Origin of the sequence: Pseudonocardia xishanensis (assembly GCF_039541715.1) — a bacterium.
Lineage (GTDB): Bacteria > Actinomycetota > Actinomycetes > Mycobacteriales > Pseudonocardiaceae > Pseudonocardia > Pseudonocardia xishanensis.
On the sequence record NZ_BAABGT010000004.1, the window covers coordinates 26,897 to 39,536 of the forward strand.

Below are 12,640 nucleotides of genomic sequence, written 5' to 3' on the forward strand. Positions count from 1 at the left end.
CGCGCCACCCGTGCCCGACCTGTGCACGCAGCCGGGCCCTTCCCCCCGCGGCGCACCCCACGGGTGCTTCCGGCGATCCGTCCGCCGCATCGCCGCGGGCAGAGCAGCTCTGCCCGCGCGCGTGCGGTCACCCGTCGTCGGACGCCCGGCACCCCGGTGCGCCCCCACACCGTCGCCGCGACGGTCCCACCCTCCCCAGGAGTCCCCTGTGTCCATCGTGTCCGAACCGGAGGAGATCGTTCCTCCCCCCGCGCCCGCCGCGCCCGTCGCGCCCGCCACCCCGAACGCGTGGAAGGGCCTGGCCGTGCGCCTACACTTCTACGCCGGCCTGTTCGCCGCACCGTTCATCCTCGTCGCGGCCGTGACCGGGGCCCTCTACGCCCTCGCCCCCCAGCTCGAGTCCTGGGTGTACGCCGACCAGCTGACCACCTCGTCGACCGGGTCCGAGCTCCCGCTGGCCACCCAGGTCGACGCCGCGCTCGCCACGAACCCCGGCGGCACCCTGGACGCGGTCCGCACCGCGCCGGAGCCCGGCACCACCACCCGGGTGCTCTTCAACCGGGACGACCTCGGCGAGTCCGAGCGGTGGACCGTGTTCGTCGACCCGGTCACCGCCGAGGTCAAGGGCGAGATGGCGACCTACGGCGGGTCTGGTGCGCTGCCGCTGCGCACCACGGTCAGCCAGCTGCACCGCAACCTGATGCTCGGCGAGCCCGGCCGGATCTACAGCGAGATGGCCGCGTCCTGGATGTGGTTCGTCGCGCTGGGCGGGCTGGTGCTGTGGGTGGCGAGGTGGCGGGCCAAGCGCAAGCGGCGGATCGCCGACCTCGTGCGGCCGGAGCCGGGGGTGAAGGGGCGACGCAGGCTGGTGGGCAGGCACGGTGCGGTCGGCGTCTGGCTGCTGGCGGGCATGCTCTTCCTGTCCGCGACGGGCCTGACCTGGTCGACCTACGCCGGGGCCAACATCTCCACGATCCGCTCGAACCTGGGCTGGACCACGCCGAAGCTCGAGACCGGCGCCCCGAGCGGCGGCGGCCACGACGGGCACGGGGCCGCCGCACCGGCCGAGCCGCCCCCCGCGGTGAGCTCCGCGACCTTCGACTCGGTCCTGGGCACCGCTCGTCGGGCCGGGATCGACGCCGGTGCCCTGGAGATCGCCACGCCGGCCTCGGCGGGTGCACTGTGGACCGTCACGGAGATCAAGACGAGCTTGCCCACCGAGGCGGACAAGATCTCGGTCGACGCCTCGACCGGCACCGTCGTCGACACCGTCCGGTTCGACGACTGGCCGCTGATGGCCAAGCTGACCACGTGGACCATCGCGGGCCACATGGGCACGCTGTTCGGCATCGCCAACCAGCTGCTGCTGCTGGCCTTCGCGATCGGGCTGATCGCGGTGATCCTGCTGGGCTACCGGATGTGGTGGCTGCGGCGGCCGACGAAGGGCGGCGTCCCCTCCCCGCTGGCCCCGCGCGGCCAGTTCCGCAAGCTCAGCCAGCCCGTCGGGTTCGCGGTCGTGCTCGCCGCGGTGGTGGTCGGCTGGTTCGCTCCGCTGTTCGGGATCAGCCTGGTCGCGTTCCTGGCGTTCGACGCCTGGCGCGGACACCGGGCCGTGACCAGGGCCGCCGCGAGGGCCGCGGCGTCCTGACCGACGAGGCCGGGGGCCTGGCACCCTGGACCGGTGGAGCTCGCCGAGTCCGTCCGTGCCCGGCCCCCGGGTCCCGGTGGGTGTCGGCTGGTGACGATCGACGGCCGGTCCGGGTCGGGCAAGTCCACGCTGGCCGACCGCCTCGGGGCCGAGCTCGGTGCGCCCGTGTTGTCGATGGAGGAGCTCTACCCGGGGTGGTCGGGCCTCGCGGCGGCGGTCCCGGTGGCCCGCGACTGGATCGCCGCCCCGCTGTTCCGGGGCGAGCCCGCTCGCTGGTGGCCGTGGGACTGGGCGCACCACCGCCGGGGAGCCCCGCGCTCCCAGCCGCTCGCTCCGATCGTCATCCTGGAGGGCTGTGGGTCCGGGGCCGCGGAGCTGCGGCCCTTCACCAGCACCGCCGTCTGGGTCGACTGCCCGGCGCCCGAGCGGGCACGCCGCCTGCGCGCCCGGGACGACTGGCCCACCTACGCCCCGCACCGGGAGTCCTGGCGGGCCCAGGAGGACTCGCTCTACGCGAGCCACCCCGCCCCCGACCTCGTCCTCTCCGTCCTCCCCGCGCCCTGACCCCCGCAGGGCGCGCCCACCCCCCAGCGGGCACGCCCGGCGGGCGTCACGGTGTCGCCCGCCGCAGGAGCAGCCTGCCGAGGCCTGCGAAGAGGACCGCGAGGATCGCGGGGTAGCCGGCGACGAGCGCCAGAGGCGGGGTCTCGACCAGGAACCGCCCGACCGCCCCCCAGCTCTGCGACCAGGTCAGCAGGACCGCCGCCGCACCACCCACCAGCACCACGCCGATGATCGCCAGCCACATGCCTGCCTGGCCGAACCGCTTGTAAACGGTCCCGGCCAGGACCGCGAGGTAGGACAGCGCCAGGAACGGCACGGTGTAGAGGACCCACTGCAGGAACCAGTTCTCCTGCACCAGGACCGGCACCCCGAAGAAGGTCATGTCGATGCCCCAGCCGTTCGTGGCCGACTCGATCGCCCGCAGCACGGTGAGCACCAACCCCTGCAGACCGGCCTCCGCCGCGATCACCAGGCTCAGCCCGGCGAAGAAGTCCCGCCGGGTCACCGACAGACCCAGCGCGAACGGGAAGGTCTGCGTCACCGACAGGATGTGCGCGATCAGCGCGAAGATGTAGATCGACATGATGCCGCCGGTGGTGCGGGCGTCGCCCGGGTCCATCGGGATCATCCCGAAGATGATCAGGTTCACCACGAAGGCGGACCCCAGGATCAGCCAGGGCATCCCCAGCGACAGCGGCAGGTTCACCAGGTGGATCCGGGCCGAGGCCAGGTGGCGACGCCGTCGTGCGGGCGTCGTCGCGAGCACGTCGCTCGCCGTCGCGGTCGTCATCTCGAGGCCACCTTCCGGTCGTCGAGGGTGTGCTGGGTCGTGCGGACCACGAGCTGCTGCAGCGAGACGGGCTCGAACTCCAGCCCCTCCGAGCGCAGCCGCGGCTCCGGTCGGGCACCGGCCAGCGTGACCCGCAGGAAGCCCCCCAGCTCCTCGCGGTACAGCTCCGTGTGCCCCTCGGCGAAGGCCTCGACCGCGGCCGTCGGGCCCGTCACGGTGACGGCCCTACCCCGCAGGACGTCCGCGTCCTCGTCGATCAGGACCCTGCCCTCGTCGATCAGCACCACGTGCTCGATCAGGTCGCTGACCTCGTCGATCAGGTGCGTGGAGAGCACCACGGTGCGCGGGTGCTCGGCGTAGTCGGCGAGCAGCCGGTCGTAGAACAGCTGCCGCGCGACGGCGTCGAGACCCAGGTAGGGCTCGTCGAAGAAGGTCAGCGGCGCCCGCGAGGCCAGGCCGATGATCACCCCGACCGCGGACAGCTGCCCGCGTGAGAGCTTCTTGATCTGCTGCCTCTCGCGGAGTGCGAAGTCCCCGACCAGCTCGGCCGCGAACCCGGCGTCCCAGCTCGGGAACAGCAGCGCCGCGGCGTTCAGCGCGTCCCGGACCCGGTACCCGTCGGGATACTTCTGCGCCTCGCGGATGAAGCAGACCCGGTCCAGCACCCGCGAGTTCTCGTACGGGTGGTGGCCGAAGACCTCCACCCGCCCCGCGGTCTCGAAGTTCTGGCCGGTCAGGATCTGCATGATGGTGGTCTTGCCCGCGCCGTTGCGGCCGAGCAGGCCGTGGATGGTGTTCTCCCGGAGCTCGAGGCTCACGGCGTCGAGCGCGGTGAAGTCCCCGTAGCGCTTGGTGACCCCGCGCATGCGGACGGCCGTCATGATTCGTCCCCCCAGACGTCGATCATCTTCTTGATCTGCTCGGGATCCATCCCGAGCTTGCGGGCCTCCGCCAGCAGCGGTGCGATGTACTGGTTCGCGAACTCCTCGCGACGCCGCTCGAGAAGCTGCGTGCGCGCTCCGGTGCTGACGAACATCCCGATCCCCCTCCGCTTGTAGAGCACCCCGTCGACGACGAGCTGGTTGACCCCCTTCGCCGCCGTCGCCGGGTTGATCCGGTGGAACGCGGCCAGCTCGTTGGTCGACGGGACCTGGCCCTCCTCGGGCAGCGAGCCGTCGATGATCGATCCCTCGATCTGCTCGGCGATCTGCTGGAAGAGGGGCTTCCCGTCCTCCATCACGGCGACCGCCCGACCCTGTCCCAGTCCGTTGGTTCATTACTCATGTAGGTAACCATGCAGCCACTGCACCCATGCTGTCAAGCGGTGGCGGCGAGAACGGCTCAGGAACGGCGGGCGAGCGCGGCGGTACCCGCCGCGACCAGCAGGAGGGCGACACCGACGGGCACGATCAGCGAACCCGAGCCCGTCTCCAGCGCGGCGACGGCGGCACCCACCGGCGGCAGCCACGGCTGCACCGCCGTCGCGAGCACCACGATCACGCCGGCCGCCAGCGACCACCCGATGCGCGGGAGCAGCGCACATCCGAACCCGACGGCGGTGCCGGCCAGCCCGGCGGCGAGGTGCGCGAGCAGCCCGGTGAGCACGGTCGCCGGGCTCGCGCCGTAGGGCGTGGCGACGAGCGGCCAGGCGACGGACAGCGTGCTGAGCAGCACGTCCGCCGCGACCGCGACCACCAGGGTCCCGGCGGCGACGGGTCCCGGCCCGCCCGCGGCGGCAACGGTCACCGACCGCTGCACCGGGTCCTCGGTCTGAGCCAGGGTCAGCGCGAGCCACGCCGCCACCGGGTACAGCGCCAGCACGGAGGCGCCCCACGGGGCGGGCAGCGCGCCCGGATCTCCCCCGAAGAGGACCGCGAGCACCCCGAGCTGCAGCGCGGCGGGGATCAGCACGCGCTGGGAGCGCCAGGCGTCCGAGGCCACGTACCGGGCCACGGCCAGGGCGCGGGTCACACCGGCCCCACCGACTCGACCGCGCAGCCCAACTGCAGCGCCGCCAGCAACAGCGCATCCGCGCGGGTGGCGGGCACGTGCAGGTGCAGTCGGTCCCCCGCGCAGCGCCCGCTCACGCCGAGGCGCCGGGCGACGGCCTCGGGGTCCGGGCAGCGCAGGACGATCGCGGTCGCGGGCAGCGGAGCGGTGACGGCGCCGGGTTCGGCGAGGTCGGCATCGGTTCCCGGACCGACGGTGTCGCCCGCGCCCGGAGGGCTCTCGCGGAGCAGGCCTCCGGCGAGTCGCAGGTGGCGAGCCCCGGCGATCCGAGCCGCCCGCCCGGTGTGGTCCGTGACCAGCAGGGACGCCCGCTCGGCGACCTCGGCGAGCAGCCCGAGCAGGGTCTCGGCCGCCTCGGCGTCCAGACCCGCCCACGGCTCGTCGAGTACCACCAGCCCGGGGTCACCGCCGAGGGCCTGGGCCAGCCCGACCTTCTGCGCGTTCCCCTTGGACAGTCGGGACATCGGCTCCCGGCGCGGCCCGCTGAACCCGAGCCGGTCGAGCAGCTCGGGCGCAGGCGACACGCCGCGGATCGCCGCGAGATGGCGCAGGTACACGTCCGGGGGCATGCGCAGGCGGGCGGGGAACCGGTCCGGCAGGTACCCGACGACGCCGGGTCGCCGCACCTGCCCCGCCGCGGGCCGGGCCGCGCCCGCCGCGATCCGCAACAGGGTGGACTTGCCCGAGCCGTTCTCGCCGCCCAGCACCACCGGGAGGCCGGGATCGCAGGCGAGGTCCACCCCGTCGAGCACGGGCGGGCCGTTCCGGTACCGCTGATGGACCCCCTCGACCCGGAGCACCGGCTACAGGGCGAACTGAATGCGATCGACCCGCTCGGAGATCGGCGCGAAGAGCTCCCGCCGGATCCGGCTGTGCTCCTCGTCCAGGCCGTAGGTGCGGTAGGCCTGCTCGTCGTCCAGGTCCACGGTGATCGCAGAGGAGGCGTTGCCCTCGCGCGGACCCAGGTCCAGCCCGGAGGACATCCGCAGCTCGACGCCCTCGACCCGCAGGTCCAGCAGGGCCTGCAGGGCCCGGCCGACCTCGGCCCGCGAGACGCCGGGCTTCACCTGACCCCCCACCACGTTGCGAATCATGCCGCTGAGGGTAGCCGGCGCCCCGCGCACGCCGGGTGCGGACCTCAGAGATCGGCGCGACGACCGGCGAGGGTCTCCGCGACCTGCGCGAGCTTGACGTTGAGGTCCTGCGAGGTGCGCCGAAGGATGTCGAAGGCCTCGTCCGCCGAGATCCCGCGCCGCTCCATCAGGATGCCCTTGGCCTGCCCGATCACGTCCCGGCTGCGCAGGGCCTCGCGCAGCTGCGCCGCCTCGAGGTCCGCCGCCGCACAGGCCTGGGTGGTGGCCAGGGCGGTCGACGCGTGCGCCGCCAGCACCAGGGCCACGTCGCGATCCGTGTCGTCCAGCACGCCCGTCGAGAGGCTGTAGAGATTGAGCGCGCCCATCCGGGGAGCCTCACCCTGCGGGAACAGTCCCACGGCGAGCACTCCCCCGGCGCCCAGCTCCCGGGCGGGCGGGCCGTAGCGGGGGAACTCCGGGGACGCCAGCAGGTCGGGGGCGTGGACGACGCCGAGGCCGCCCTTGCGGGTCGCCGCCACGCACGGCCCCTCGTTGAGCGCGTACTGCAGCTCGTCCAGCCGGGTGGCGAGGACGTCCGTCTCGACGGGGGTGCGGAAGCCGTCGTCCGGGTCACGCAGGGTCACGCTCACCAGGTCCGCACCCGGGATGACGGCCTTGGCGGCGTGGATCACCCGCTCCAGGACCTCCGCGACGGTCGACGCGGTCATCAGGTTCTCCGCCAGGGCGACGAACTCGCGGGCGAGCGGACCGCTCGCCGCCGACGGGGACGCGACGAACAGCTCGCGCTCCTCCGCCCACTCCTGCTCCGTGGTCACGCTGCTCCCTCCCGGTGCTCCCCGACCTGGGATCGTCGCCCGATCCGACGGCGGGGGCAACTCGGTCTAGGGAGCGCGGTGCACGCCCTGGTGGCCACGCCGGGAGCGCAGCCTACGCGCCACCAGCCAGAGCACGACGAGCGCGCCCACCACCAGCAACCCGGTCGACACCGGGGCGAGGTAGCCCTCGACCCGGTCCCAGTTCTCGCCGAGCAGCCAGCCGAGCCCGAGGAACACCGCGTTCCACACCCCGCTGCCGATGGCGGTGAGCAGGGTGAACCGCCACAGCGGCATGCGCGCGAGCCCGGCCGGGATGGACACCACGCTGCGGATCAGCGGCACGCAGCGGGCGAGCAGCACGATCGTGCCGCCGTGCTCGGCGAACAGGCCGTACCCGCGCTCGAGGTCCTTCCGGCTGGACAGCACGAACCACTTGCGGCCCGCCAGCCGGTAGAGCCGCTCGTAGCCCAGCCAGGCCCCCAGCGCATACAGGACCAGCGCCCCGAGCACGGACCCGGCGGTGGCGGCGGGCCAGACCCACAGGACGTCGACCGCGCCGGTGCGGGCGCGGAACCCCGCCAGCGGCAGGATCACCTCGGACGGGATCGGGGGCACGACGTTCTCGAGGAAGATCAGGAACCCCACCCCGGCGGCTCCGAGACGGTCGACGATCGAGAACACCCAGTCGGCCATGTCCCCAGGGTGCCCGATTCGCCTGAATCCACGCTGTGAGTGGCCTACTCCACGGCGAGTGCGGCGCCGAAGCCGAGCAGGGCGGAGCCGGTGAGGGCGTCGATCCCGCGGCGCACCCGGCGCCGGGAGAGCCAGCCGCGGACCCGGTGCACGACCCCGACCAGTGCCAGCAGGTACACCGCGCCCAGCAGGCCGACGGTGTAGGCGAGGACCAGGGCGTCGGCCGTGGTCGTCACGCCGGGTACCAGGAACTGGGGCAGCACCGACAGGTACATGATCAGCACCTTCGGGTTCGTGACGTTGGAGAGGAAGCCCTCGCGGAACCGGCGCAGGCCCTGCCCGCGCCGCTTCTCGACGAGCTCGGCGATCCCCGCGTGGTCCCCTCGCCAGGCCCCGCGGAGGGCCTGCACGGCGAGGAACACCAGGTAAGCGACGCCGGCCCAGCGCAGCGTCTCGAACAGCGGGCGCGAACTCGCGACCAGCACCCCGAGCCCGAAGGCGGCGAGGCTGCCCTGCAGCAGGTTGCCGGTGAGGATCCCGCCTGCGGCGATCAGCCCGCCGCGCGAGCCGCCGGACAGCGCGTTGCGCAGGAAGACGAGCGTGTCCGGGCCCGGTGCGAGGACGAGCAGGACGGCGATGCCGAGATAGGCGCTGTAGGAACCCCAGGTCACCCGAGCACGCTACGAACCGGGACGGGCTCGCGTCCACCCCGCACGGCCGAACGGCGCCCCGGCCGGAGCGCCGTTCGGACGGGGGACTCAGGCCGCGACGGTGACCCGCGCGCGCAGCGACTCCGGGACGTCGAAGCGGGGGCCGTACTTGTCGCGGAACTCGTCCGCGCGCTTCACGAAGCCCGCCACCCCGCCGGGGTAGCCCTCGACGTACTGCACCACGCCGCCGGTCCAGGCCGGGTAGCCGATGCCGAAGATCGAGCCGATGTTGGCGTCCGGGACGGTCTCCAGCACGCCCTCGTCGAAGCAGCGCTGCGTCTCGATGGCCTCGATGAACAGCATCCGCTCGGACAGCTCGTGCAGGTCGACATCGTGGTTCGTGGCCTTGAACGTCGAGCGCAGCTCCTTCCAGAGCCCGGCCCGCTTGCCGTCGACGTACTCGTAGAACCCGGCACCCGAGCTCTTGCCCTTGCGGCCCAGCTCGACCATCGTGTCGACGATCTCGTCCGCCGGGTGCGCGACCCACGCGTCCCCGGCCGCGGCCTGGGACTCCTTGCGGATCTTCTGCGGCAGGGTGAGCGTGAGCTCGTCCATCAGCTGCAGCACCGGCGCGGGGTAGCCCGCCTGCGAGGACGCCTGCTCGATCGTCTGCGGGTCGATGCCCTCGGCGAGCATGGCGATGCCCTCGTTGATGAACGTCCCGATGACCCGCGAGGTGAAGAAACCCCTGCTGTCGTTGACGACGATCGGGGTCTTGCGGATCCCGAGCGTGACGTCGAAGGCCTTGGCCAGCGTCGCGTCGGAGGTCCGCTCGCCCTTGATGATCTCGACCAGCGGCATCTTGTCCACGGGTGAGAAGAAGTGCAGGCCGACGAAGTCCCCGGGCCGGTCGATGCCCGCGGCCAGCTCCGTGATCGGCAGCGTGGAGGTGTTCGAGCAGAGCAGCGCATCCGGCTCGACGACCTTCATCGCCTCGCGGAAGACCTCCTGCTTGAGCGCGACGGACTCGAAGACCGCCTCGATCACGATGTCGCAGCCCGCGAGGTCGTTGTAGTCCGCGGTGGGGGTGATCCTCTCGAGCAGGGCCTCACCCTTCTCGAGGGTCACCTTGCCCCGCTTGACGCCCTTCGCGACGATCCCCTCGGAGTACGCCTTGCCCTTCTCGGCCGCCTCGAGCGAGACGTCCTTGAGCACGACCTCCCAGCCTGCCTGCGCGCAGACGTAGGCGATGCCCGCGCCCATCATCCCGGCGCCGAGCACGGCCACCTTGCGCGGCGCGTACTTCTCGTGGCCGTCCGGGCGGGACTTGCCGCCGTTGATCGCCTGCAGGTCGAAGAAGAACGCCTTGGTCATGTTCTTCGAGACCTGCCCGACGACGAGGTCCACGAAGTAGCGGCCCTCGATCTTCAGCGCGGTGTCGAAGTCCACCTGAGCGCCCTCGACGGCCGCGGACAGGATGTTCCGCGGCGCGGGCATCGGCGCGCCCTTGAGCTGCTTGCGCAGGTTGGCCGGGAAGGCGGGCAGGATCGCGGCGAGCTTGGGGTTCGACGGCGTGCCGCCCGGGATCTTGTAGCCCGGGGTGTCCCAGGGCTGCTTCGCCTCCGGGTTCGCCGCGATCCAGGCCTTGGCCTTCGCGATCGCGTCCTCCTTGGAGGTCGCGAGCTCGTCGATGATCCCCAGCTCCAGGGCCTTCTCCGGCGTGAGCCGCTGGCCCTGGGCCAGCACGTTCATGAAGCCGTTGGCGATGCCGAGCATGCGGGTGATCCGGGTGACGCCACCGCCGCCGGGCAGCAGCCCGAGGGTGACCTCCGGGAGGCCGTAGACGACCCCGCGGGCGTCGATCCCGATCCGGTGGTGCGTGGCGAGCCCGATCTCCAGCCCGCCGCCGAGCGCGGTGCCGGTCATCGCGGCGACGACCGGGCGCCCGAGCTTCTCCAGCCTGCGCAGCTGAGCCTTGACCTCGGTGACGTTCTGGAACACCGCGGGGCCGTCGTCCGGCCCGGCCGAGCTGAGGTCGTCGAGGTTCCCACCGGCGAAGAAGGTCTTCTTCGCCGACGTGATCACCACACCGGTGATGTCCTCGCGAGCCGCCTCGAGCTCGGAGATCACCTCGCCCATCGCCTGCTTGTAGGCGTCGTTCATCGTGTTGGCGCTGGAGTTCGGGTCGTCGAGCGTGACGATCGCGACGCCGTCGGAGTCGGACTCCCAGCGAACAGCCTTGTCGGTCACTGCCTTATTCATCAACAGAGCTCCCTCAGACCCGCTCGATGATGGTCGCGATGCCCATGCCGCCGCCGACGCACAGCGTCGCGAGGCCGCGCCGCAGGTCGCGGCGCTCCAGCTCGTCGACCAGGGTGCCGACGATCATGGCTCCGGTCGCGCCGAGCGGGTGCCCCATGGCGATGGCACCGCCGTTGACGTTGGTCTGCTCGTGCGAGATCCCCATGTCGCGCATGTACCGCAGCGCGACGGCCGCGAAGGCCTCGTTGATCTCGAAGAGGTCGATGTCGTCCACCGTGAGACCGGCCTTCGCCAGCGCCTTGCGGCTGGCGGGCGCGGGACCGGTGAGCATGATCGTCGGGTCGGCGCCGGACAGCGCCGTCGACACGATCCGGGCACGCGGGGTGAGCCCGTTGGCCTTGCCCGCCGCCTCGGTCCCGATCAGGGTGAGAGCCGCGCCGTCCACGATCCCCGAGCTGTTGCCCGCGTGGTGGACGTGGTCGATCCTCTCGACCCAGTGGTAGCGCTGCAGGGCGACGGCGTCGAACCCGCCCTCCTGCCCCATCATCTCGAAGGACGGCTTGAGCCCGGCCAGGCTCTCCAGCGTCGCGCCTGCGCGGACGTGCTCGTCCCGGTCCAGCACGGTGAGCCCGTTGCGGTCCTTCACCGGGACCACGGACTTGGCGAAGTAGCCGTTCGCCCAGGCCTTGGCCGCGCGGGTCTGCGACTCGACGGCGAAGGTGTCGACGGCCTCGCGGGAGAACCCCTCGATCGTGGCGATCAGGTCGGCGCCGATGCCCTGCGGGACGAAGCCCGTGGTGTACGCGGTGTCGGGGTCCATGGCCCATGCGCCGCCGTCGGACCCCATGGGGACGCGGCTCATCGCCTCGACGCCGCCGGCGAGGACCAGCTCCTCCATCCCGGAGCGGACCTTCTGCGCGGCGGTGTTCACCGCCTCCAGGCCGGACGCGCAGAAGCGGTTGAGCTGGACGCCCGCGACGGTGTCCGGCAGGCCCGCGGCGATGGCGGCGGTCTTGGCGATGTCCCCGCCCTGGTCCCCGATCGGGGAGACCACGCCGAGCACCAGGTCGTCGATCGTGGCCGGGTCCAGCTCGGGGTAGCGGGCGCGGATCTCGTCGATGAGTCCGACGACCAGCGAGATGGGCTTGACCTCGTGCAACGAACCGGAGGCCTTGCCCCGGCCACGCGGTGTGCGGATGGCGTCGTAGACGTACGCCTCGGGGATGTCGCTCATGCGAACCCTCTCGTGGGTTGGGCGGCCTTCTTCGGCCAGGAAGCCCTACCCTTTGTTACAGCAGGACTGTCACATAGGTCAACCCGTGGGTTAGCCTGCCGACATGGCGGAACCCGAGCCGGAACTTCTCACGGTGGACCAGCTCGCCGCCCGCACCGGCACGTCCGTGAGGACCATCCGGTACTACGCGGGTCGCGGACTGCTCCCCCCACCGCGGCTGCGCGGCCGGACCGGGCTGTACGGGCCGGACCACATCGCCCGGCTGATGCTGGTCGCCGAGCTGAGCGCGCTCGGGTTCACCCTGACCGCGATCGAGAAGCACCTCGAACGCCTGCCCCCCTCGGCCGGGCCGGAGGAGCTCGCCCTCCAGCTGGCCCTGCTCACCCCGTGGGCGCCGGAGCCGTTCGACGAGGTGGACCGCGCCGGGCTCGAGGAGCGGGCGGGCCGGGCGCTGGACGAGGACACCCTGGAGCGGCTCGTCGCCTACGGGGTCGTCGAGCGCGCGGGCACCGAGCGCTACCGGGTGCAGGGCCAGGTGGCGCTCGCCGCCGCCATCGGCTCGTCGGACGTCGAGCTGAGCGCGGAGTTCTGGCGCCGCTCGCGCGCGGTCATCGAGCGCCACACCAACGCGCTGGCCGAGGACCTGATGGCGGTGTTCCAGGAGGACATCCTGCAGCCCTACCGGGACGCGGGACGACCTGCCGAGCAGCGCGGCAGGCTCGCCGCCGCGCTGGTCGGGCTCAAGCCGATCACCGTGCAGGGCGTCGCCACCGCGTTCGGACGCGCCGTGAACCGGACCATCCGCGAGCGCGCCGAGATGAGCCGGGAGCCCGCCTGATGCCAGGCGAAGTGGACAGCAGAACTATCGGATAGTTAGGTG

At 72.5% G+C, this 12,640-nt stretch carries 14 protein-coding genes; 3 read left to right on the top strand and 11 right to left on the bottom strand.

Annotated elements, in window-relative coordinates:
* Positions 1-208 precede the first annotated feature (208 nt).
* Positions 209-1,648 (top strand): PepSY-associated TM helix domain-containing protein, encoded by a 1,440-nt coding sequence (locus ABD993_RS01210; RefSeq protein ID WP_345411811.1) that lies wholly within the window; start codon positions 209-211, stop codon positions 1,646-1,648.
* 33 nt (positions 1,649-1,681) lie between these two features.
* The gene (locus ABD993_RS01215; protein ID WP_345411812.1) at positions 1,682-2,212 is read left to right on the top strand and encodes a nucleoside/nucleotide kinase family protein; all 531 of its coding nucleotides are present in this window, start codon (positions 1,682-1,684) and stop codon (positions 2,210-2,212) included.
* Positions 2,213-2,258: 46 nt separating this feature from the next.
* Here ABD993_RS01215 and ABD993_RS01220 read toward each other — a convergent pair whose 3' ends face one another.
* The 11 genes from ABD993_RS01220 to ABD993_RS01270 form a co-directional block, all read right to left on the bottom strand.
* Entirely contained in the window at positions 2,259-3,002 is a 744-nt protein-coding gene (locus ABD993_RS01220) for a hypothetical protein (RefSeq protein ID WP_345411814.1), read from the bottom strand.
* On the bottom strand, positions 2,999-3,883 hold the full coding sequence (locus tag ABD993_RS01225; RefSeq protein WP_345411816.1) for an ABC transporter ATP-binding protein: 885 nt from the start codon (positions 3,881-3,883) through the stop codon (positions 2,999-3,001). The genes ABD993_RS01220 and ABD993_RS01225 overlap by 4 nt, the downstream gene beginning before the upstream one ends.
* The gene (locus tag ABD993_RS01230) at positions 3,880-4,239 is read right to left on the bottom strand and encodes a GntR family transcriptional regulator (protein ID WP_345411817.1); all 360 of its coding nucleotides are present in this window, start codon (positions 4,237-4,239) and stop codon (positions 3,880-3,882) included. Before ABD993_RS01230 ends, ABD993_RS01225 begins: the two co-directional genes overlap by 4 nt.
* A 104-nt stretch (positions 4,240-4,343) precedes the next feature.
* On the bottom strand, positions 4,344-4,973 hold the full coding sequence (locus ABD993_RS01235) for a hypothetical protein (protein WP_345411819.1): 630 nt from the start codon (positions 4,971-4,973) through the stop codon (positions 4,344-4,346).
* Positions 4,970-5,812, bottom strand: coding sequence for an ATP-binding cassette domain-containing protein (locus ABD993_RS01240; protein ID WP_345411821.1), 843 nt, complete (start codon positions 5,810-5,812; stop codon positions 4,970-4,972). Before ABD993_RS01240 ends, ABD993_RS01235 begins: the two co-directional genes overlap by 4 nt.
* A gap of 3 nt (positions 5,813-5,815) precedes the next feature.
* Positions 5,816-6,106, bottom strand: coding sequence for an antibiotic biosynthesis monooxygenase family protein (locus ABD993_RS01245; protein ID WP_345411823.1), 291 nt, complete (start codon positions 6,104-6,106; stop codon positions 5,816-5,818).
* 44 nt (positions 6,107-6,150) lie between these two features.
* Entirely contained in the window at positions 6,151-6,921 is a 771-nt protein-coding gene (locus tag ABD993_RS01250) for a GAF and ANTAR domain-containing protein (protein ID WP_345411824.1), read from the bottom strand.
* Between the two features lie 66 nt (positions 6,922-6,987).
* On the bottom strand, positions 6,988-7,614 hold the full coding sequence (locus ABD993_RS01255) for a DedA family protein (protein ID WP_345411826.1): 627 nt from the start codon (positions 7,612-7,614) through the stop codon (positions 6,988-6,990).
* A 44-nt stretch (positions 7,615-7,658) separates the two neighbouring features.
* Positions 7,659-8,285: a LysE family translocator gene (locus tag ABD993_RS01260; protein ID WP_345411828.1), complete on the bottom strand. Its 627-nt coding sequence runs from the start codon at positions 8,283-8,285 to the stop codon at positions 7,659-7,661.
* Between the two features lie 87 nt (positions 8,286-8,372).
* Positions 8,373-10,526, bottom strand: coding sequence for a 3-hydroxyacyl-CoA dehydrogenase NAD-binding domain-containing protein (locus ABD993_RS01265; protein WP_345411831.1), 2,154 nt, complete (start codon positions 10,524-10,526; stop codon positions 8,373-8,375).
* Between the two features lie 13 nt (positions 10,527-10,539).
* Positions 10,540-11,760, bottom strand: coding sequence for an acetyl-CoA C-acetyltransferase (locus tag ABD993_RS01270; RefSeq protein WP_345411833.1), 1,221 nt, complete (start codon positions 11,758-11,760; stop codon positions 10,540-10,542).
* 103 nt (positions 11,761-11,863) lie between these two features.
* Here ABD993_RS01270 and ABD993_RS01275 point away from each other — a divergent pair, with 103 nt between their 5' ends.
* Positions 11,864-12,598 (top strand): MerR family transcriptional regulator, encoded by a 735-nt coding sequence (locus ABD993_RS01275; protein WP_345411834.1) that lies wholly within the window; start codon positions 11,864-11,866, stop codon positions 12,596-12,598.
* Positions 12,599-12,640: the final 42 nt, after the last annotated feature.